The sequence below is a fragment of the Hyphomonas atlantica corrig. genome (assembly GCF_000682715.1).
GTDB classification, from domain to species: domain Bacteria; phylum Pseudomonadota; class Alphaproteobacteria; order Caulobacterales; family Hyphomonadaceae; genus Hyphomonas; species Hyphomonas atlantica.
In genome coordinates this window covers 114,824-135,761 of record NZ_AWFH01000023.1, presented here as the reverse complement: position 1 = coordinate 135,761, position 20,938 = coordinate 114,824, and the positions used below count along the sequence as shown (strand labels likewise).

The 20,938-nt window shown below is 58.3% G+C and carries 22 protein-coding genes; 7 read left to right on the top strand and 15 right to left on the bottom strand.

Going from position 1 to position 20,938, the window contains the following annotated elements; all coding sequences use genetic code 11:
- Nucleotides 1–21: 21 nt before the first annotated feature.
- Both HY36_RS10620 and ruvX read right to left on the bottom strand, forming a co-directional pair.
- On the bottom strand, nucleotides 22–936 hold the full coding sequence (locus HY36_RS10620; protein ID WP_035552305.1) for an AEC family transporter: 915 nt from the start codon (nucleotides 934–936) through the stop codon (nucleotides 22–24).
- Nucleotides 933–1,391 (bottom strand): Holliday junction resolvase RuvX, encoded by a 459-nt coding sequence (gene ruvX, locus HY36_RS10615; protein ID WP_035552302.1) that lies wholly within the window; start codon nucleotides 1,389–1,391, stop codon nucleotides 933–935. The genes HY36_RS10620 and ruvX overlap by 4 nt, the downstream gene beginning before the upstream one ends.
- An 80-nt stretch (nucleotides 1,392–1,471) precedes the next feature.
- Here ruvX and gatC point away from each other — a divergent pair, with 80 nt between their 5' ends.
- On the top strand, nucleotides 1,472–1,759 hold the full coding sequence (gatC, locus tag HY36_RS10610) for an Asp-tRNA(Asn)/Glu-tRNA(Gln) amidotransferase subunit GatC (RefSeq protein ID WP_035552299.1): 288 nt from the start codon (nucleotides 1,472–1,474) through the stop codon (nucleotides 1,757–1,759).
- A 3-nt stretch (nucleotides 1,760–1,762) separates the two neighbouring features.
- On the opposite strand, the gene HY36_RS10605 is transcribed toward gatC, so the two are convergent.
- Both HY36_RS10605 and HY36_RS10600 read right to left on the bottom strand, forming a co-directional pair.
- Complete coding sequence (locus HY36_RS10605; RefSeq protein WP_051602702.1) at nucleotides 1,763–2,146, bottom strand: SET domain-containing protein; 384 nt, start codon at nucleotides 2,144–2,146, stop codon at nucleotides 1,763–1,765.
- Between the two features lie 33 nt (nucleotides 2,147–2,179).
- Nucleotides 2,180–2,641, bottom strand: a complete 462-nt coding sequence (locus tag HY36_RS10600; protein WP_035552297.1) for a DUF6491 family protein — start codon at nucleotides 2,639–2,641, stop codon at nucleotides 2,180–2,182.
- Nucleotides 2,642–2,778: 137 nt separating this feature from the next.
- On the opposite strand from HY36_RS10600, the gene gatA reads away from it, so the two are divergent.
- The gene (gene gatA / locus HY36_RS10595) at nucleotides 2,779–4,251 is read left to right on the top strand and encodes an Asp-tRNA(Asn)/Glu-tRNA(Gln) amidotransferase subunit GatA (protein ID WP_035552294.1); all 1,473 of its coding nucleotides are present in this window, start codon (nucleotides 2,779–2,781) and stop codon (nucleotides 4,249–4,251) included.
- A gap of 10 nt (nucleotides 4,252–4,261) precedes the next feature.
- Nucleotides 4,262–4,732, top strand: coding sequence for a hypothetical protein (locus HY36_RS10590; RefSeq protein ID WP_035552291.1), 471 nt, complete (start codon nucleotides 4,262–4,264; stop codon nucleotides 4,730–4,732).
- Here the strand turns inward: HY36_RS10590 and HY36_RS10585 are convergent, their stop codons facing one another.
- Nucleotides 4,733–5,116 carry a hypothetical protein gene (locus tag HY36_RS10585; RefSeq protein WP_035552289.1) on the bottom strand — a complete coding sequence of 128 codons (384 nt, stop codon included), beginning with the start codon at nucleotides 5,114–5,116 and terminating at the stop codon, nucleotides 4,733–4,735. It lies immediately after the preceding gene.
- A 152-nt stretch (nucleotides 5,117–5,268) separates the two neighbouring features.
- Between HY36_RS10585 and gatB the strand changes: the two genes are divergently transcribed.
- Nucleotides 5,269–6,780, top strand: a complete 1,512-nt coding sequence (gene gatB / locus HY36_RS10580; protein ID WP_035552285.1) for an Asp-tRNA(Asn)/Glu-tRNA(Gln) amidotransferase subunit GatB — start codon at nucleotides 5,269–5,271, stop codon at nucleotides 6,778–6,780.
- A gap of 4 nt (nucleotides 6,781–6,784) precedes the next feature.
- Here gatB and HY36_RS10575 read toward each other — a convergent pair whose 3' ends face one another.
- From HY36_RS10575 to HY36_RS10555, 5 genes are all read right to left on the bottom strand, one after another.
- Nucleotides 6,785–7,219, bottom strand: coding sequence for an HIT family protein (locus HY36_RS10575; protein WP_035552282.1), 435 nt, complete (start codon nucleotides 7,217–7,219; stop codon nucleotides 6,785–6,787).
- 39 nt (nucleotides 7,220–7,258) lie between these two features.
- Complete coding sequence (locus HY36_RS10570; RefSeq protein ID WP_051602701.1) at nucleotides 7,259–8,422, bottom strand: GNAT family N-acetyltransferase; 1,164 nt, start codon at nucleotides 8,420–8,422, stop codon at nucleotides 7,259–7,261.
- Nucleotides 8,423–8,431: 9 nt separating this feature from the next.
- Nucleotides 8,432–9,160, bottom strand: coding sequence for a glycerophosphodiester phosphodiesterase family protein (locus HY36_RS10565; protein WP_035552279.1), 729 nt, complete (start codon nucleotides 9,158–9,160; stop codon nucleotides 8,432–8,434).
- Nucleotides 9,161–9,622, bottom strand: coding sequence for a RidA family protein (locus HY36_RS10560; RefSeq protein WP_035552276.1), 462 nt, complete (start codon nucleotides 9,620–9,622; stop codon nucleotides 9,161–9,163).
- 68 nt (nucleotides 9,623–9,690) lie between these two features.
- Nucleotides 9,691–10,962, bottom strand: a complete 1,272-nt coding sequence (locus HY36_RS10555) for a DNA polymerase IV (RefSeq protein WP_035552275.1) — start codon at nucleotides 10,960–10,962, stop codon at nucleotides 9,691–9,693.
- A 137-nt stretch (nucleotides 10,963–11,099) separates the two neighbouring features.
- Between HY36_RS10555 and HY36_RS10550 the strand changes: the two genes are divergently transcribed.
- From HY36_RS10550 to HY36_RS10540, 3 genes are read left to right on the top strand one after another with little or no spacing between them, the layout of a single operon-like run.
- Nucleotides 11,100–11,489 (top strand): response regulator, encoded by a 390-nt coding sequence (locus HY36_RS10550; RefSeq protein ID WP_035552273.1) that lies wholly within the window; start codon nucleotides 11,100–11,102, stop codon nucleotides 11,487–11,489.
- A complete protein-coding gene (locus tag HY36_RS10545; RefSeq protein WP_035552270.1) occupies nucleotides 11,486–12,853 on the top strand; it encodes a PleD family two-component system response regulator in 1,368 nt (455 codons plus the stop codon). The genes HY36_RS10550 and HY36_RS10545 overlap by 4 nt, the downstream gene beginning before the upstream one ends.
- A gap of 36 nt (nucleotides 12,854–12,889) precedes the next feature.
- On the top strand, nucleotides 12,890–14,116 hold the full coding sequence (locus HY36_RS10540) for an MFS transporter (protein WP_035552268.1): 1,227 nt from the start codon (nucleotides 12,890–12,892) through the stop codon (nucleotides 14,114–14,116).
- Between the two features lie 62 nt (nucleotides 14,117–14,178).
- Here the strand turns inward: HY36_RS10540 and rpmG are convergent, their stop codons facing one another.
- The 5 genes from rpmG to topA form a co-directional block, all read right to left on the bottom strand.
- A complete protein-coding gene (gene rpmG / locus HY36_RS10535; RefSeq protein ID WP_027836255.1) occupies nucleotides 14,179–14,346 on the bottom strand; it encodes a 50S ribosomal protein L33 in 168 nt (55 codons plus the stop codon).
- A gap of 84 nt (nucleotides 14,347–14,430) precedes the next feature.
- Nucleotides 14,431–15,174: an NUDIX hydrolase gene (locus HY36_RS10530; protein ID WP_035552577.1), complete on the bottom strand. Its 744-nt coding sequence runs from the start codon at nucleotides 15,172–15,174 to the stop codon at nucleotides 14,431–14,433.
- 7 nt (nucleotides 15,175–15,181) lie between these two features.
- Nucleotides 15,182–17,470, bottom strand: a complete 2,289-nt coding sequence (rnr, locus tag HY36_RS10525) for a ribonuclease R (RefSeq protein ID WP_035552575.1) — start codon at nucleotides 17,468–17,470, stop codon at nucleotides 15,182–15,184.
- Between the two features lie 65 nt (nucleotides 17,471–17,535).
- Complete coding sequence (locus HY36_RS17835) at nucleotides 17,536–18,261, bottom strand: M23 family metallopeptidase (protein WP_162175985.1); 726 nt, start codon at nucleotides 18,259–18,261, stop codon at nucleotides 17,536–17,538.
- A 90-nt stretch (nucleotides 18,262–18,351) separates the two neighbouring features.
- Nucleotides 18,352–20,925, bottom strand: a complete 2,574-nt coding sequence (gene topA, locus HY36_RS10515; protein WP_035552266.1) for a type I DNA topoisomerase — start codon at nucleotides 20,923–20,925, stop codon at nucleotides 18,352–18,354.
- Nucleotides 20,926–20,938 lie beyond the last annotated feature (13 nt).

Sequence of the window (20,938 nt, the reverse complement as noted above, 5' to 3'; positions counted from 1 at the left end):
TTCCGAGTCGGGGCAAGAGGGTCAGAGAGTCAGAAGCAGATAGAGGGCAGGGATTGTCACCATTGCAAGCACCGTCTCCACCGCAATCAGATTGGCGGCGAGTGTTGCATCTCCGCCGAGTTCCTTCGCCAAGATGTAGGAACTTGTCGCCGTGGGTGTCGCCGCGCAGATCAGGGCGATAATCAGCGGAACGCCGGTTACGCCGAGCATGAAGCAGAAGGCCACGGCGAAAGCTGGTAGTCCCAACAAGCGCATCAGTGACCAGCCGAGCGTGCGAACTCCGGCCCGCTTCAAGGCAGACAAATCCACACCTGCGCCAGCCGACAACAGGCCCAGCGCGAGCGCCGCATCGCCCAGGATACGCATGCTGTCGTCGATCAGGCGGGGCAGACTCGTATTCGCCCCGGCCAGCGCAAGCCCGACAATGCAGGCGAGCACGATGGGGTTCTTGAATAAAGCCTTGAACGGGTTCGGCTTAGGCGTGTCATGCGACTCTGCGTGGGCAATCAGCGCATAGACCGACAATATGTTTGCCGCCGGGATCATTACGGCGGCTGCGATCGTGACCAGGGCGAGGCCTTCCTCGCCAAACAGAAGACTGCCGATGGAGAGGCCGATCATCGTGTTCCAGCGGACGTTGGACTGTATGACAGAACCGACTGCTGGCCCGGGCATATTGGGCAGGAAGCGACCGCACCAGCCCACACCTGCCAAGGCAAACTGCGCGAGGATCAATGCGCCAGCCAGGCCCCACGGCGCTTCTTCAAAGGGGGCGTTTGCCAATGTCCGCACGATCAGAGCCGGGAACAGGACCACGTAGGACAGGCGTTCGATGGCTCTCCAGCTGTCGACTGGTATCCAGCGGCGGACCGACAGGATGTGGCCGAGCGATACGATCGCGATGACCGGCAAGAGAGCGTAGAGAAAGCCCGTCATTTATCTTGAGCCAGTTTCTGCAGCGCGTCGTTCAGGATGACGGCGGCGGCAGAAGCGTCGATGCGCTCGGCGCGCCGTTTTCGCGAAAGCTCTGCTTCGATCATGGCGTTCTCGGCTTCGACCGTCGACAGGCGCTCATCCTGAAACAGGATCGGCACATCACGGCGCTTCATGATGTGCCAGGCAAGCGCGCGTACGGATTGGGCCCTCGGACCTTCTGAGCCATCCATATTGAGGGGCAGTCCCATGACGATCCCGACGGCAGCCCGATCGTCATAAAGATGGAATAGCCGGTCCAGAACCGGAGCGAGCTTCTTGCCACGCGGAATGGTTTCGACAGGGCTGGCAAGCATACGCAACCCATCCGCAGACGCGATACCCAGCGTCTTCGTGCCGGGGTCGATTCCGATCAGGGCGCCTGTCTTCGGAAATTGGTCTGGAGCAGTGATGGGCATGAACAGCCCACATAGCGCCTTGATGCCGTGTTGCCTATGGCGTATTCGAGCGGCTCGATTTGAAGAGTTGGAGTTCACCCATGTCTGTTACCAAGGATGATGTTCGCAAGGTTGCCCGCCTGTCGCGCATTGCCGTAACCGACGCCCATGCCGAGGAACTGGTCGGCGAGCTGAACGGCATCCTGAACTGGATCGACCAGCTGAACGAAGTCGATGTGGACGGTGTTGAGCCGATGACATCCGTGGTCGAGACGACGCTGCCCATGCGCGAAGACGTTGTCACTGATGGTAACATTCAGGATCAGGTTCTGGCGAACGCCCCACGAAGCGAAGATGGATTTTTCGTCGTTCCAAAAGCGGTTGAATAGTCGTCAGACAATCTCGTCCGCATATTCCTCATAGTTTATCAGGATTTCCTCGTTCTGCGGAATGGCTGACCGCGCTGACAGTGTGACGGTCTGCGCAACAGCATCCACACAGAAATCAGCGTTGGCATTGGCGCTGTGATTGCACATGGAGATTGGGCCGAACGCCACCGCCGTACGGGCGCGCCCTTCGGCATCCTCATCAACATGAAAAACGTAATGGTGGATGAGAGTATTCTTGATCGCAGCTGTGTCTTCAACGCTCAGGATGAGTAGGGGGTAGACGGCGATCAACTCTCCCGTCTCAAAGGAAACGGCCGCGAACAGGCCGCGACCGTGAAAAGGGGAGTTGCGCACCTCGACGGGCGAGGCATATCCGGTTTTCTGCATGACTCATTCTATCATGAGCCGTGCATCGCGCCATCAGGATTCGGTGTCTTCCTCCGAAGATTCGTCATCTACAGGCGCGTCTGCCTCAGCGTCGGGATTCCATTCGTAAATACCATTCACCAGACAACGCTGCCGTGAGAAGGAAGACGTCTCTCCAATATCCGACATCGAGTCCGATACGATCAGCGCGTCGCTCTTGCGCAAGCATCCCCCTGTCGAGTCCAGACCGATGCGCATTGCATGATCGAGTGGGGCGCACGAGGTAAACACTTCTACCAGATAATGTTTCCTGCCATTTCTGAGCACGACCGTGTCGCGTGTTGTCTCACTGAAGCCATCGATAGATGACGCAAAGCATATGCGGTCGACTTCTTCGCCCAGTCTCGGGTCGTCGGCGTAGCGCTCGGCACCACGTAGCCGCGTGTCGTTCGTCTCATTCGTGGCGCAAGCTGCCAAAATGGTGGGCAGGGCAAAGCTGATCAGGATGGCGCGCATGGGAGGTCTCCAGATGGCTTGAGCGACTGATGGCACGGTGCGCCGGATCCGGGCAACTGACAAGAAGGCTCACGAACACTTGAACTTTTGTGCCAAGCCGTCATAGCAGGCGGGCAGATATCTTCTCAGGATTTCCGATGACCGAACTGACCAAGCTTACCCTCGCAGCAGCGCTCGACGGCCTGAAGGCCAAGGAGTTTTCCTCGCGCGAGATTACCCAGCAATTCGTTGACGCCATTGAGGGCGCGAGAACGCTGAACGCCTATGTGGTTGAGACGCCGGAAAAGGCGCTGGCCATGGCCGACGCTTCTGACGCAAAGCTGGCCAAAGGTGAGGGCGGAAAGCTGGAAGGCGCGCCGCTTGGCATCAAGGATCTGTATTGCACCAAGGGTGTGCGCACGACGGCGTGCAGCAGTATTCTGGGTGAGTTCACGCCGACTTACGAATCCACCGTCACGCAAAACCTCTGGGATGAGGGCGCTGTGATGCTGGGCAAGCTCAACATGGACGAGTTCGCTATGGGCTCTTCCAACGAGACGTCGCGCTTCGGACCGGTTGTGAACCCTTGGCGCCGGAAGGGCGACAATCGCGATCTGACGCCGGGCGGATCATCCGGTGGTTCAGCTGCGGCGGTCGCTGGCGACCTTTGCCTGGCAGCGACGGCATCTGATACGGGCGGATCCATCCGCCAGCCGGCTGCGTTCACGGGAACGGTTGGCATTAAACCGACCTATGGCCGCGCCAGTCGCTATGGCATGGTGGCTTTTGCCTCTTCGCTCGATCAGGCCGGGCCAATCTCCAAGACCGTGGAAGACAGCGCCATCCTTCTGGAAGCAATGTGTAGCCACGACATGAAGGATTCCACATCCCTGAACGTAGAGACCCCTGACTGGCGCAGCGATGTGTCCAAAGGCGTCAAAGGCATGCGGATTGGCATTCCGAAAGAATACCGAATGGACGGCATGTCTGCCGAGATCGACAAGCTGTGGGAACAGGGCATTGAGTGGCTGAAAGTGGCGGGTGCGGAGATTGTCGATATCTCCCTGCCGCACACGAAATACGCTCTGCCCGCCTACTATATCGTAGCGCCTGCGGAAGCTTCATCGAACCTCGCGCGCTATGACGGCATGCGTTACGGTGCGCGGGTGGATGGTGATAATCTCACGGCGACGTATGAGGGCACACGCGCCGGTGGTTTCGGGGCGGAAGTCCAGCGCCGCCTGATGATTGGCACTTATGTGCTTTCGTCTGGGTACTATGATGCGTATTACCTGCGCGCACAGAAAGTCCGCACAAAGATTTTGAACGATTTTGTTGATGCGTTTGATAGCTGTGACGCGATCCTGACGCCAACCTGCCCAAGCCCTGCCTTCGCGTTCGGCGAAAAGAGTGGCGATCCGGTAGAGATGTACTTGAATGACGTGTTCACAGTCACGGCAAACCTGGCAGGTCTACCTGGCATTTCCGTACCTGCAGGATTGTCTGACAGCGGTCTGCCGCTTGGTCTGCAGGTAATCGGCAAGGCACTGGACGAGGCGGCCTGCTTCCGCGTCGGCGGTGAACTGGAACGCGCAGCCGGCTTCGTGGCCAAGGCTGACAAGTGGTGGTAGGTTTCGGGGCATGACCCGTTTCCTGATCCTGTTTGTTGTCTTGCTGGCTTTCAGCATTGCTCTGATGGCGGCGATGTTGGCGCAGTATGGCTACAGCCTGTTTGCGCCTGAGATGCGGTCCATGCTGCTCGTGGCGTTTCTTGTGGCGGGTTATGTTTCATTCCGCATTTCCCGCATCATTGATCGGCGTAAACAACGCTTGGAAGATCATCCAAAGCCGGGCGGCGCGGGGAAGTCCAAACTGTCCGGCCTGTTTTCTGGCAAGAGCGCCGCGCAACAGGCACGCGAGGCGCGCGTCGCCGCGCGGCGCAAGAAGCTCGTCGAAGCGGGCAAGCTCGAGGAAGAGGTTCAGCCTGACGCGGCCGCTGAAAGTGAAGATGCCGGGCCGACACGGGTTTCTCAGGCAGCCCCCATCAAGGACCGCATGGCTGCGCGCGCGGAGCGGGTGCGCCGCGCCAAGGAAGCCGGCAAGCTGGACTGATCAGGCCTTGGACGGCTTCAGCCCACGCGCGGGTTGAGCACCGGGGCGCACCACGATCTGTTCAGACTGGATTGGCTCCGCCGCGTTTCCGCCTGGCCCGGAGTCGTCATCATCGTCCTTGTCAGAATCCCGTTCCGTCACTTTGGACAGGTAGATGCCGATGCCAACCAGCCCGCCCACTGGGCCGCATTGCAGCATCATCGCGAAGATCCAGAGCAAAGGCATGTCCAGATCCATGCCCTGAAGCGACATCAGCAACAGGATGAACAGAGCTGATCCGACAGCCACGCCGACGGCGAATCCCAGGATCAGGTGTTTCAGGAAGCCACGAACGACGGGCTTTTCCTCTTCGCTCGAGGCATCCATGATCATTTTGAAGACCATTTTGACGCTCCGTTTTCCTCCACACTGGGGATTATTCGTCGATATCCCGGAAATTGGAAGGGCTGGAGCCATTGCGGTGGTATTCACGGCTCGACAGTGCGGCGGTCCGGCGGCTAGAACAGCGCGAAATCTTACTGCCAGCAGGGAATGCTATGTCCGCGCGCACACCATATGTCATCAAGGGCGAAACCGGCGATTGGGAACTGGTTATGGGCCTGGAAGTCCACGCTCAGGTTTCCTCCAACGCGAAACTCTTTTCCGGCGCTGCTACAGCCTTCGGCGCGGACCCGAACTGCAATGTGTCGCTCGTGGATGCGGCCATGCCGGGCATGCTGCCGGTGATCAATAAATTCTGCGTTGAGCAGGCGATCCGCACGGGCCTTGGCCTGAAAGCGCAGATCAACACTTATTCGCGTTTCGACCGGAAGAACTATTTCTATCCCGACCTGCCGCAAGGCTATCAGATCAGCCAGTTCGCCCATCCGATTGTTGGCGAAGGCGAAATTGATGTGGATGTCGAACCGGCGCATGGTGGCGACGCCTATTCATTCCCATGCCGTATCGAGCGACTGCATCTGGAACAGGACGCCGGTAAGTCAATCCATGACATGGACCCGAACTCCACCTATGTGGATCTCAACCGTTCTGGCGTTGCGCTGATGGAAATCGTTTCCATGCCGGATGTGCGCTCGCCGGCTGAGGCGGCTGCTTATGTCAAAAAGCTGCGGGCCATCGTGATCGCGCTTGGCACCTGTGATGGCGACATGGAAAAGGGCAATCTGCGCGCCGATGTGAACGTGTCTGTCTGCCGTCCTGGCCAGTATGAGAAGTTCCGCGAAACCGGCGATTTCAACCATCTCGGCACACGCTGCGAATTGAAGAACATGAACTCGTTCCGTTTCATCCAGCAGGCCATCGAATATGAAGCCCGTCGCCAGATCGAAATTCTGGAAGATGGCGGCAAGATCGATCAGGAAACGCGGTTGTTCGACCCAGTAAAGGTCGAAACGCGTTCCATGCGCTCGAAAGAAGATGCGCACGACTACCGCTATTTCCCGGACCCGGACCTGCTGCCGCTGGAGGTTGAGCAGGCCTGGATTGAAGAAATCCGTGCGTCCCTGCCGGAACTGCCGGACGAGAAGCGGGCGCGCTTTGAGGCGGATTACAGCCTGTCTCGCTACGATGCGGGTGTGCTCAGCGCCGATGCTGAGAAAGCCGACTTCTTTGAGGAAGTTGCCAAGGGCCGCGATCCGAAGCTAGCCGCCAACTGGGTGACGCAGGAATTGTTCGGCTATCTGAACAAACAGGATATCGACCTGGCTGACAGCCCGGTGTCCGCAGCGAGCCTGGGCGGCCTGATCGAGCTGATCGCGAACGACACGATCAGCGGCAAGATTGCCAAGGATGTCTTTGCCCGGATGATCGAGGGCGAAGGTGAAGCTGCCGAGATTGTCGAGAAGCATGGGTTGAAACAGGTGACCGATACCGGCGCCATCGAAGCCGTTGTTGATGAGATCATCGCCGCCAATCCTGAGCAGGTCGCTCAGGTCAAGGAAAAGCCGAAGACAATGGGCTGGTTCGTTGGCCAAGTGATGAAAGCCTCCGGCGGCAAGGCCAATCCGAAGGCAGTCAACGATATCCTGAAGGCAAAGCTGGGGCTGTAAGACCTTACAGCTTTTCCTTGATGCGTTCGGCCAGCGCGCCGAGCGCCTCCATGTCTGCCATCTCGCCTGAGCTGTGCCGACCGAGCGCCACCTCTTCCCAGCGCGGGATGATGTGGAAGTGCAGGTGGAAGACGGTCTGGCCGGCCGGTGCGCCATTAAACTGGGTCACCACGAGGCCGTCCGGGGTGAGGGCCGCCTCGACGGCTTTTGCGACTTTCTGAACGGCCTGCATGTATGCGCCGAGCTTTTCTGTCGGCATATCGAGCAAATTGCGCGCTTCCACACCTTTCGGCACGACCAAGGTGTGGCCTTCGCTTTGCGGGAAAACGTCCATGAACGCCAGTGCGGCTTCGTCTTCATAGACTTTGACGGCGGGCATCTCTCCGCGCAGGATTTTTGCGAAGATATTGTCGGGGTCATAGGCGGCGTGAAGAGTCATGAAGATGCTTTCGATATGTCTTGAATTCGTTGGACGAGCTCATTCGCCCTTCTTAAAGGGTGTTCGCTCCGACAGATAGTCCATGTCGGATTCCACGGCTGCGCGTTCGCGCTCGAGATAGTCCGCGATGGCGTTGCGCAGGCCGGGATGGGCGATCCAGTGCGTGGAATAGGTTGGGACAGGAGCGTAGCCTCGCGCCAGCTTGTGCCCCCCTTGCGCGCCTGCCTCCACAAAGGTCAGATCATGTTCGATGGCGTAGTCGATAGCTTGATAGTAGCAGGTCTCGAAATGCAGCATTGGTCTGTGTTCGGTGCATCCCCAATACCGACCATAGAGCGTATCTGACCCGATCAAATTCATTGCCGCGGCTATCGGTTCGCCTTCGGACAAGGCATATATGAAGAGCAGGTCATCTGCCATGCGTTCCCGCAGCAGGGTGAACGTCTTGCGGGTGAGGTAGGGCGAGCCCCATTTGCGTGCGCCAGTATCCATGTAGAAAACGTAGAACGCATCCAGATGATCTTCGGTGATTTCGTCGCCGCGGAGATGCAGGAAGTCGAGCCCTTCTTGAGCTTTCTTCCGTTCCTTGCGCAGATTCTTGCGCTTGGCTGATGACAAGTCTCCAAGAAAGTCATCGAACGAGCCGTAGCCACGATTCTGCCAATGGAATTGTTGGTCCGTGCGCAGCAGAAGTCCGGAATCGGAGAGCAGGTCGGATTCTTCGGGCGTCGCGAAATTTATGTGCAGCGAAGAAAGGCCATTCTGCTCTGCCAACTGGATTGCGCCCGAGAGCAGCGCCGTTTGCAAACGCGTTTCGTCCGGTCCGGGGCGAACAAGCAAGCGCCGTCCGGTGACGGGCGTGAAGGGCACGGCCGAGAGCAATTTCGGATAGTAAGCGCCGCCCGCATTTTCGAACGCGTCGGCCCAGGAGTGATCAAAGACGAACTCGCCCCGAGAGTGGCTTTTCCCATACAGCGGCATGGCAGCCTTCAGCCGGCCCGCCGCGTCGCGGATCAGGACGTGGCGCGGCATCCAGCCGGTGTTCGGCGTCGCTGCGCCGGAAGTTTCGAGCGCGTCGAGAAAGTCCCACTTCAGAAAAGGATCGAACCGAAGCCCAGGCGGATTGGCGACCGCATTCCATTCATCCGGATCGACCTCCGCCATGGCTGAGGCAAAACTCAATTTCAGCGCGGTGTCATCCATGATCGGAATCTAGGGCAAGGCGTAAGCAGAAACCAGTGCCGGATCGAGATGTTCGAAGATGATGGCGACATTTTCATGAACTGCGATGCGCACCTCGTCGAGCGTGCGAACTGTCCAGCAAACAATCGGATAGTCGTCTGGAACATGAGCACGGATGCCGTCGACATCGGTGATGTTGATGGCGACATAGTCGATATGATCAGCCAGAGCCCGCTCAAGAATTTCATTAAACCGCTCTCTGCCGATCTTGTGGGACGGGCCGATTAACTGTCCGCGCATAACGTCCTTCGGCAGAGCGCGAACGGCCGGTTCCGAAAAGCTCATTGCAGCGGCTAGCCCCGGATAAGTTTGTAACATCTTTCCTGTTTTGCGACCGAATTCTTGAGGGTCTGTTTGCCCATCAATCTTCATTTCGGTCAGCAAGGGCAGATCATGGTGCCAGCTTGCCAGCAGGCTCTCAAAGCTGTGCAGGTTGTGCGCACCGGCAATTTGTACGTTGCGCAAGACGTCGATCGACTGTTCTTCGACCCGGTCCGGCCGCGATGCCATACGCTCAAGCGTTTCATCATGATGGATGACCGGATCGCCACCCGATGCGGGCCGGATGTCGAATTCCATGCCCAAGCCATGCTTCGCCGCTGCATCAAACGCAGCATGCGTGTTCTCCGGCGCCTCGTGACCTGTCCACAGGCCGCGATGCGCGTAGAGATAATCAGCCAGGACGAAGCGTTTCGCCATCTAGTCTGCGATTTCGAATATGCCGTCGATTTCGACTGCCACACCCAGAGGCAGTTCGGGGCAGGATACTGCCGACCGCGCATGGCGGCCCGCGTCTCCGAATACATCCACCATCAGGTCTGAGCATCCATTGATGACTTGTGGAATGTCGGTGAAGCCCGGCTTCACATTTACGAACCCGCCAAGTTTCACCACGCGTTTGATGCGTGACAGATCTCCGACGGCAGCTTTGCATTGCGCAATGAGATTGATGCCGCAGAAGCGTGCGGCCTGTTGGCCGGCTGACAGCTCCATGTCTTCTCCCAGGCGGCCCTTGATAAGGCCGTCGGATGAGGCGCTCACCTGACCTGAGACGAACAGCATGTTGCCGCTGATGACATAAGGCACATACGTCGCCACCGGCTTCATGGGCTCTGGGAGTTCAATACCAAGTTCATCGAGGCGGGATTCGGGGGTCGACATGGGATTCGCTCCTTGGAAATTCGATCTGGCTTTCCCTAGACCGCTATCCGGTTGCGCGCAAACCCGTTTCAGGAAGCGGCTTTTTTGGCTCGTGCTGATCGTCCCGTCATTACGGCATCGGCACCAAATTTCTCCCGCGCGAGGTCTGAAGCGCGCTCGGCCGCCGCCCGTTTCGCAACGAGCGGGTCAAGCAGGTCAACGGAATCTGCGCGATGTTCGGAAAGGTCCGAAATACCGATGCCTATCAGGCGGAACCGGGTTCGGCCGTTGGCTTCTTTCGCCAGCAAGATCCTGGCACTTCGAAACAGCGTTTGCGCCAATTGTGTGGGCTCTGCCAGGGAGAGCCGACGGGTGAGTGTGCGGAAGTCGGCTGTCTTGAGCTTGAGCGTGATGACGTTGCCCACAAGACCGGTTGCCTTTGCGCGATCCGCCGTCTTGACGCAAAGCCGCCAGAGCTGATCCTCCAGCCATGCAGGATCAGACATGTCTTTGTGGAAGGTTGTCTCAGAACTGACGGATTTACGTTCTTCATCGTTTCGCACAGGCCGATTGTCGATGCCGTGGGCACGGTTCTTCAGCCACATGCCGGTTTCACCATACTTCCCGATCAGCTGGCGAAGCTCTGTTCGTTGCAGGTCTTCAATCGTGTCGTAGCCATCCAGTGAAAGCTTCTTCGCGAGTTTCGGGCCTATGCCATGAATGAACCCGATAGGCTTTGGTGCGAGCAGTGCTTCGGCTTCTTCTGCGGCGATGACAGCAAAGCCCTTGGGTTTGTCGAGCTCGCTTGCCGTCTTGGCGAGGAATTTATTGACCGATAGGCCGATTGAGACCGTGATCCCGACATCTCGCTCAATTTCGGCAGCAAGACGGGCCAAAGACACCGCAGGGGGCGCCTTGTGGAGTGTGTTCGTGCCCGTGAGATCAAGATATGCTTCATCCACGGATACGGGCTGTATCATCGGAGTCAGTGCCTGCATCTTTTCCCGCACCTGCAGGCCCGCGATCCGGTATTTTTCGCTATTAGGCTTGATGACCACCGCATCCGGGCAGGCTTTCAGCGCCTGAAACATCGGCATGGCGGAGCGAACACCATACAGCCGCGCAATGTAGCAGCACGTAGCCACCACGCCGCGTTTTCCACCGCCCACAATCACAGGCTTGTTCTTCAGGCTCGGATCGTCGCGCTTTTCAATTGCTGCAAAGAAGGCGTCACAATCCAGATGAGCGATCCCCAACTCGGCCAGCCGACTATTTCGCACCAGTCGCTCATGACCGCAGGACGGGCAGGCCGGCGCGTCTTCTTCAAACATATGAAAGCAATTGCGGCAGAGCGTCGTCATGGTGGTTTGTTCTTGCCATGTTCTATCGTTTCAAGCAATCAATGCACGGCTAATCTGTAAACCAGTGTTAACGATTCTGGGTGTAGCTGGCAGAAGAGTTCATAAAATTGGCCCGAATCACAGGCATCAGAGGTGTCATGGCGCAGTCGCAAACCAGGAAAGTACTGGTGGTTGAGGACAATGAACTCAACATGCGCCTCTTTTGCGACTTGTTGGATGCCTACGGATTCGAGACTTTCCAGTGTCGTGATGGAGCAAAGGCGGTCGAGATCGCACGCCGCGAACAGCCTGACCTTATCATCATGGATATTCAGCTGCCCGAAGTTTCCGGTCTGGATATTACGCGTTGGCTGAAAGATGACGACAAGGTCGCCCACATTCCCGTCCTTGCGGTAACCGCCTTTGCGATGCGCGCGGACGAGAAACGTGTTCGGGAAGCCGGATGCGAAGGATATCTGTCCAAACCGATCCAGATTGCAACTTTCATCAAGGCGGTTGAGGCACTCATGCCCAAGGAGGCAGCGTGACCGCGCGCGTCCTCGTCGTAGACGACATCGAGGCGAACCGGCGCTTGCTGCAGGCAAAGCTCGAAGCCCAATACTACACCGTCATTCTCGCCGAAAACGGCATCGCAGCGCTACATGCTGTGGAGAAGCACGAGCCGGACATCATCCTGCTTGATGTGATGATGCCTGGCATGGACGGATATGAAGTCTGTCGCCGCCTGAAGGCAGATCCCGCGACCGCCCATATTCCTGTCGTCATGGTGACAGCTCTGAATGATGTCGAGGACCGAATTCGCGGACTTGATGTCGGTGCCGAAGACTTCCTTACGAAGCCTGTTGATGATTTCGCCCTGATGGCACGAATGGGTGCGCTGACGCGGTACAACGCCGTGGCATCTGAGCTGCGCCAACGACAGGCTTCAGGGCTGCGCGCAGGCGTTGATAACAGTGATTCCGTTAGCGTTCAGGACAAGCCTGCGCGTCTGTTCGTCGTCGATGATAACCAGCGTATGGCCACGCGTATTGCCGACATGCTGAAAGCGGGCGGGCATTCAGCCTTCACGCTTCATGAAGCGGGCGGCATGACAGGGCTGAACGAGCTTGGCGTTGATATCCTGGTCTTGTCGATGCTGAGCGACCGGTATGACGCGCTGAAGCTCTGCGCGCACTTCAAGATGAATGAGGCAACGCGGGCGATTTCCATTCTGCTGATCAGTGATCCAGAAGACCGTCAGCGCGCTGGCAGGGGGCTGGATCTTGGCGCTAGCGATGTGATCTTCACACCGGTCGACAAGCAGGAATTGCTGGCGCGGGTGCGCACACAAGCGCGCCGAAGCCGGTATATCGAGATGTTGCGTGAGCGAGTTGACCGTGGACTGGAACTTTCAGTCATAGACCAACTGACAGGGCTCTATAATCGTCGCTACATGAACAACCAGCTCGAACAGCTCTTGCAGCGGTCCAAAATGGGCGGACGCCCTGTTTCGGTCATGATGGCCGACATTGACCATTTCAAGTCGGTCAACGACACGTACGGGCATGATGCTGGGGACGAAGTACTTCAGGAAGTGGCCAAGCGGCTGAAGACGAATAGTCGTGTCATGGATGTCGTCTGTCGCCCGGGCGGTGAGGAATTCATGGTCATCATGCCGGAAACACCTGGCGGACTTGCCTGCGCTGCGGCAGAGCGAATTCGTCTCGCGGTGGCCGCTTCGCCTTTCAAGATCTATGGCGGCGCGAAGGAAATCACCATCACACTCAGCGCTGGCGTCTCTACGGTGAACGGTCCGAGCGATACGATCGCCGACCTGACGAAACGCGCGGATACGGCGCTGTATCAAGCGAAGTCCGCTGGTCGCAATCGGGTTGAAAGTATCGCAGCCTGATTGACTTGAGCCGCCGCGCGCCGCAATCCGCTTCGGATGACTGACCGGTTCTCGGCATTTCGCCATTCTTCCTATCGCAGATATTTCCTGTCTCGCTTCCTGACATCGCTGGCCGCGCAGATCGTATCTGTTGCCGTCGCCTGGCAGATGTATGACGAGACCCAAAGCGCTGCGCTGTTGGGATGGATCGGTCTCGTTCAGTTTCTTCCCGCACTCCTGTTGGTAGTCGTGACCGGTGTGGCATCGGATCGTCTGGGGCGGCGCAATGTGATGGGCGCTTCGGTGAGTGTGGAACTGCTCTGCGCGGCGGTGATTTTGACGCTGGCTGTCACCGCACGATTCGATCCACTGATCGTACTGGCGACGTTGACCGTATTCGGTGTGGCGCGAGCGTTCTACACTCCAGCGTCCTCGAGCTTGGCGGTGAATCTCGTCCCACGAGAGGACTTCGCAAATGCCGTCGGTTGGCTGGCTTCCTCTTGGCAGACTGCGTCAATCCTCGGCCCGGTCGCCGGGGGGCTTTTGTATGGTGTTTCAGCGGGTTTTGCGTACGGAACGGCCGTGTCGCTTTTTGCGATTTCAGCGCTGCTCATCTTTTCGATTCCAAAGCCGGAGCAGAAGATTGAGCGCGAGCCGACCACGTTGAGTGTCCTACTCGGTGGCTTCCGCTACGTGTTCAATCAGAAGATCGTGCTGGGCGCGATTTCGTTGGATCTGTTCGCCGTATTGCTTGGCGGGGCTGTGGCGCTGCTGCCGATCTATGCACGCGACATTCTGGAGATCGGGGAGGAGGGCCTTGGCTTGCTCAGAGCCGCGCCAGGCATCGGTGCGCTTCTCATGCTGGCCATTATCACCATTTTCCCGATCAAGGATCATGCCGGCCTGATCCTGTTTGTCTCGGTGGCCTGTTTTGGTATCGCGACGGTCGTGTTCGGCCATTCGAACATTGTCTGGCTGTCTATCGTGGCGCTCATATTCGTGGGCGCGTTCGATATGGTTTCAGTCTACATCCGCGAAATCCTGCTTCAGCTTTGGACGCCGGATCAGGTGAGGGGGCGGGTCAACGCCGTAAATTCCATTTTCCTCGGGGCATCGAACGAATTGGGCGAGGCGCGGGCCGGCTTTATGGCGGCGAAGTGGGGTGCTGTGTTCACGGTTGTGGCAGGTGGGTACGCGGCGGTGGGTGTTGCTGCGGCCTGGTCAGTCCTTTTCCCCGGCATCCGCAAGACACGTGATCTGCATCATGGCGTGCCGGAAAAATAGGCAACAAAAAACCCGCTCTTGCGAAGCGGGCTTTTCGAAACAATGCATGAAAAACAAGGATCTTACTTGATCTTGCCTTCCTTGAACTCGACGTGCTTCTTTGCGATTGGGTCGTACTTACGCTTGACCATTTTCTCGGTCATGTTGCGCGGGTTTTTCTTCGTCACGTAGAAGAAACCGGTGTCGGCCGTCGAATTCAGGCGGATCTTGATGGTGGCTGGTTTGGCCATGACGAATGCTCGCTTGTGTTAGCGTCTGAAACTGGAAAGCGGCTTAATGACGATGTGCGGGCCGGAAGTCAAGCGCCATTGCTGCTAGAGGCGGTCGGTTGTGTGGCCGCTGCGGGTCCAGCGCAGGAAAGGCGGCCCCCTGTTGAGCGATGGCTTGTCAATCCGCTCCTCGATTTCCCCCAGCATGAACCGTGTGACATTGGGCAAATCCAGATCCAGCGAGTCTTTCAGCGTCACCCATTGCAGGTCCGACAACTCAGCGCCATCGACTGGCGGCCGCTCGTCGATCAGGGCCTCTTCTGCATCCGCCATGAAGAAACGCGCATCGAATCGCTTCGGCCGGTAGGGTGGCGTGATCGCTCGGCCAATGAAGGTCAGGGGTGAAAGATGTGGCGCGGCGTCCAGATCGTGAAAAGGCTGCCAGCCAGTCGGATAGCGCGCCGGCATTTCCGCTTCACGAGCCACCAGAAGGCCTGTCTCCTCAAACGTCTCACGGATTGCCGTCAGGCCGAAGGCACGCGGCTTGCGGCGGCTCTGGATGCGCAGGAGGCGTTCCTGATGAGGTTCGAACTCGCACCACGACACGGCCTTGCCATCCTGAGGGTCCACGCGACCACCTGGAAAGACATATTTGTCCGGCATGAAGGCATGGCGAGCGGAGCGCTTGCCCATGAGGACTCGCGGCTGCTCGGCGTCTCGGCGCACGAGGATCAGCGTTGCGGCGTCCTTGGGGCGGGGGCTGCGCTTTCGCGTTTCGATGACATCGCCATCATCTTCCTTGTCGAACGCTGAACCCATCAGCGTATTTGAATGAGGATTCGAGGTCATGTCCACGTTAATTCCGGCGCTTGCGCTTATGCTTGGGCAGCGTCTTCTTGTTGAATTTCGGTTTGCCGGACCGCTTGCCTGTTGGCTTGCCGGGGCCTGAGCGTCGACGTGAGTGGTGGCCGTTATCTGTTTTGGCGCGTGCTTCCCGGCGGCCCTTGGGGGCGGGCATTGGGTCGGAGAGCATTTCCAGCAGCAAGCCACCTTGAAGCGGCGTCACTTCTTTCAGTCTTACGCGCACGATCTGGCCAAGCCCGTAGGTCTTGCCGGAGCCGCGCGCATAGATTTGCATCGCGGCTTCATCCAGCACCCAGTAATCATCCGAAATCGATGAGATAGGTACGAAGCCGTCCGCGCCGGAACCTGCCAGCGCGATGAACAGGCCCGCGCCGGTAACGCCCGTGATGCGGCCTTCAAACTCGCTTCCGACCCGGTCTGCCAGGAAGATGGCGAGGTAGCGATCCGTTGCCTCTCGCTCGGCTGCCATGGAACGGCGTTCGGTGTCGGATATGTGCTGCGCCATTTCTTCCAGCCGCGCGGCCATGTCTTTCGACAGGCCATCAGGTCCGAGGCCCAGAGAAGCGATCAGAGCGCGGTGGACGATCAGGTCTGCATAACGACGGATCGGTGAGGTGAAGTGAGCGTAGCGCACGAGGTTCAGGCCGAAATGCCCAAGGTTTTCTTCCGAATAGATCGCCTGGGCCTGAGTTCGCAGCACCATTTGCGTGACCATCTGGTCGTAGTCGCTGCCATCAATCTCGCCGAGTAGACGGTTGAAGTTCTCGGTCTGCGGGCGTTGGCCGATGTTCCACTTCATGTCGATAGTCTGAAGGAATTCGGCAAAGGCCGCGATCTTTGCGTCGGTTGGCGTGTCGTGGACGCGATAGATCAGCGGGCTGTTCTGCTTTTCCAGGGATTCTGCGGCTGCGACGTTTGCCTGAATCATGAATTCTTCGATCAGGCGATGGGCCTCGAGCCGTTCTTTGGTGATAATGCCATCAATCTCACCTTCCTCGGTGAAGAGAATTCGCCGCTCCGGCAAATCCAGATCCAGAGGAGAGCGGCGATCCCGCGCCTCTGCCAAGGCGGCGTATGCGCCCCAGAGCGGCTTCAGGACGGGCTCCAGCATCTCTTCGGCCTTGCCGCCCGGTTTGCCGTCAATTGCAGCCTGGGCCTCCTCATACGACAATTTGGCGGCTGACTTCATCATGCCGCGAATGAATCGGTGAGAGCGCTTTGTGCCGGCTTTGTCGAAGATCATCTCCACCGCCATGCAGCGGCGCAGTTCGCCCTCGCGCAGGGAGCATTCATCTGCCGAAAGTTCGAATGGCAGCATCGGCACGACGCGATCGGGGAAATAGGTGGAGTTGCCACGTTTCAACGCTTCACGGTCCAGCGGCGAGTCCGGCGTGACAAAGGCGGCCACATCGGCAATGGCGACAATAACTCGCCAGCCATCATCCAGCTGTTCGGCGTAGACGGCATCATCATGGTCGCGGGCGTCGTGCGGATCGATTGTGATCAGCGGAATTTGTGTCAGATCTTCGCGTTCGGCGGGAGCCGGTTTGGGATTTCGGGCCTGTTCCAGCGCAGCCTCGGGGAAGTCGACTGGAATACCATGCGCATGGATGGCCAGCAGGCTGGCCGAGCGAGGATCGCTGATATGGCCAATGACTTCCTGAATGACGCCGAGATTGGGGCCATATTGGCGGCGGCCTTGCGGCTTGGGCGTTGTGATGACGAGATCGCCATCTTCCGCCCCGTTCCGGTCGGCTTCCTGGATCAGGAACTCGCGGCGCTCCTTGCGGTTGGCGGGGGTGACCTTGCCGCCGCGTGGGCCTTGTGAGTAGAGGCCGACCAGCGAATTGGTGAGGCGCTTTTCCAGCACCGTCAGTGCGCGGGCCTTCCACTCGCCATCTTCCTGCTTGATCTTGCAGAGCGCTCGGTCGCCTTCACCAGGCTCGGTGGCCTTGCCCTTCGGCTTGCCGGACAAGCCAGTGTAGATGATGTCGGGCCCAAACGGACCATTGTCGCCCACGGCCTTTCCAATCAGGTCGCCGTTTTCATCGGTGTGCGTGAACTGGACCACGCCTGTGGGCGGGGGACGGTCAGCCTGGGCCCAGGCGCGTTTGCCGGTTCGCTCCAGCGTGCCATCGGCTTCCAGCTCTTTCAGGATTTCGCGCAGTACAGCGCGTTCGCGGCCCTTCACATGCAGGCCGCGGGCAATTTCCTGTTTGGTCGTTGCGGTCGGATTGTCCCGAATGAAATCAAGGACGGTTTGTTTATCTGGGAAACTCATGAGCCCCATATAGGGGAAGTTGAAGGAAAATGCGCGAGGCTTTTCTGTGACGCGTGGAGTATGCGCTAGTCCAATGCTGCGGGAAGCGCCATGACATCGACCGGTTCAAGCGCGAATGAGCCCGCCTGAAACCCCCATTCGCCAGTCAGGACCTCATAATGCAAATGCCGTGGTATGGCGTATCCGGCGGTGTTGCCCATCAGGCCTAGCGGTTGGCCAGCCTTTACGGTGTCGCCTTCCTGTGTGTTTTCAAACGCTTCCAGATGGGCGTAGCGGGTGAAGACACCGCTTCCGTGATCAATCACAATCATGTTTCCATAATCGTTACGAAAGCGCTGGCGCCGGACCACGCCGTCAGCGGCAGCATAAACCGGCACGGCGTCACGATTGAAGAAGTCCAAACCTTTGTGGAGCGATCCGTTTCGTGGACCAAAACTGGACGACAAACATGCGCTCTCAACTGGTGCGGCAGCGAGTTTTACCGTGCCGGCCATGACGAACGGCTTGAAGTCTGTGACATTCAGCTCGTCGTCGACATTCGGCCCGAAACTGGGCGCCATGCCTTTGCATGCGGTAAGGGAAGGCAGATAGCCGAACGGTGCGGGTACGGGGGCAAGCGAGAGAAGTGTCGCAAATTCGGCGGTCTCGACGTCAGCAGACTCGACGGCAACTGGTTCACTGTCGATCCGGGTGGGAGTTTCGCGCACAAAACCGTCGTTTAGCTCCTGAACGACCAGGAGAGACGCGAGCGTTATCGCCCCCAAAAATGCGAACTTCTCAACCGTAGACATGGCGCGAACCTGCATGGTGCACGATACCTGCAATTAATCACTGGTTAACGAAGAGTTCAAAGACGAACCGCCGAGACACACGCCCGACGATCAGTCGTCTTTCTTTGCTGCCGCTTTGGATTTGGCGGGCGCCTTTTTCTTGGCGGGGGCCTTCTTCTTCGCAGGAGCTTTCTTCTTGGTGCCCTTGGCCGCCTTGGCGTTGATCAGTTCGATGGCCTGTTCCAGCGTGACCGTATCTGGAGTTACGTCTTTCGGCAGGGTTGCGTTGGTCTTGCCATGCTTCGCATACGGCCCGTAGCGGCCTTCGAAGATTTCGATCACGCCCCCATCGGGATGGTCGCCGAGTGTTTTCAGAGCCGTGCTGCGAGCCGTCTGCTTGGCGCGTTTGTCCGCGATCAGGGTCACCGCATGATTGAGACCGATGGTGAAAACATCTCCCGGATCCTTGAGGTTGGCGTAGGTCTTGCCGTGCTGAACATAGGGTCCGAAACGGCCGAAATTCGCCAAGATCGGCTCGCCATCTTCCGGGTGTTTGCCGACTTCGCGTGGCAACAGGAGCAATTCGACGGCGCGGTCGAGTGTGATGTCTTGCGGATTTTCCTTTTCGGCTTTCGTGAGCGAGGCGCGTTTCGGCTTGTCGTCCGTGGCCATCTCGACATAGGGGCCAAAGCGACCATTTTTCAGATATATCATCTGACCCGTCTCGGGGTGCAGGCCGAGTTCGTTTCCATCCGGATTGATCGCGGCCGCCGCATCGCCATCTGCGCTGAATTGGCGCGTGAATTTGCATTCAGGGTGACGGGAGCATCCGACGAACGCACCATAGCGGCCGAGCTTCATGGACAGCTCGCCCTCCTTGCATAGGGGGCATTGGCGCGGGTTTTCAATCGGGTTTCCGTCAGCGTCCTGGCGCGGGAACACATATGCGCCGAGTTCTTCGTTCAGCACATCCAGAACGGCTGACACGCGAAGATCCTTTGTCTCGTCAATGTCGGCAGTAAACTGTTGCCAGAACTCTTTCAGGAATGCCTTCCAGTCGAGCTTGCCATCGGAGATAATGTCGAGCTTCTCTTCCAGACCGGCGGTGAAATCATACTCGACATAACGCTGGAAGAAGTTCTCCAGGAACGCCGTGACAAGGCGGCCCTTGTCTTCAGGGATCAGCTGCTTCTTCTCAAGGCGGACATAGCCGCGGTCTTCGAGTGTCGACAAGGTAGAGGCGTAGGTTGACGGGCGACCGATGCCCAGCTCTTCGAGTTTCTTTACCAGTGACGCTTCGGTGTAGCGCGGTGGCGGCGTGGTGAAGTGCTGCGTAGCTTCGGCCTTCAGAAGGTCCGCATGCTGGCCTTCGTCCATTTTGGGAAGGCGATTTTCATCGTCATCATTATCATCACCCTCATCGCGGCCCTCTGTGTAGAGCTTGATGAAGCCGTCAAAGATCAGGACCTGACCGGTCGAGCGCAGGACGGCGCGCTGGTCCTTTGAGGTCATGTCGATTGTGGTCCGCTCGAACCGCGCAGCTTCCATCTGCGAAGCGACGGCGCGGCGCCAGACCAGCGTGTACAACTTCTTCAGGTCGCCATCGCCTTTATACTCTTCCGGGCGAAGGTCGAAATTCGTTGGGCGAATGGCCTCGTGCGCTTCCTGAGCGTTCTTTGCCTTGGAGGAATAACGGCGCGTCTTCTCAGGCAGGTATCGGGCGCCGTAATTCGACTGGATCATCGCGCGCGCTGCGGAATAGGCCTCTTCGGCCATGTTCACGCCGTCCGTCCGCATATAGGTTATGCGGCCTTCCTCATACAGTTTCTGAGCCGCCTGCATTGTGCGCTTGGCGGTGAAGCCCAGCTTGCGGGAGGCTTCCTGCTGCAGGGTAGACGTGATGAATGGTGGGGGAGGGTTTCGCCTGACGGGCTTGGCTTCGACAGAAGTTACCGAGTATCCGCCACCCCGCACGATCTCTAGTGCCTTGTCCGCGTCGCCTTGGTTGCCGAGCGTGAATTTCTTAAGGGTTTCGCCATCGAGGCTGTACAGGCGCGCTTCGAAATCCGTTCCATCTGGCGCACGCAGATTGGCCCCGACATTCCAGTATTCCTGTGGCTTGAAGAGTTCGATCTCGTTCTCGCGGTCGCAGACGATGCGGAGCGCGACAGACTGCACGCGGCCCGCAGACCGGCTGCCAGGCAGTTTGCGCCAAAGCACCGGCGACAGGTTGAAGCCGACGAGATAGTCCAAGGCTCGGCGTGCAAGGTAGGCGTCGACCAGTTCGCCATCGATCTGGCGAGGGTGCTCCATCGCCGTGGTGACGGCGTTCTTGGTGATCGCGTTGAAGACGACGCGTTCGACCGGTGTATCCTTTTTCAGGGCGCGGCGCTTGCGCAGGGCCTCGACGAGATGCCAGCTGATGGCTTCGCCTTCGCGATCAGGGTCGGTCGCCAGTACAAGCGTGTCGGCTTCCTTGAGGGCGGCAGCGATCTCGGAAATCCGCTTGGACGACTTCGAATCGGCCTCCCAGACCATCGCAAAATCATTGTCGGGATCGACCGAGCCATTCTTCGAAGGAAGGTCACGAATATGCCCGTATGAGGCGAGGACTTTATAGTCCTTCCCCAGATACTTGTTGATGGTTTTTGCCTTGGCGGGCGACTCGACGACGACAAGTTTCATGCGCTTACCTCTT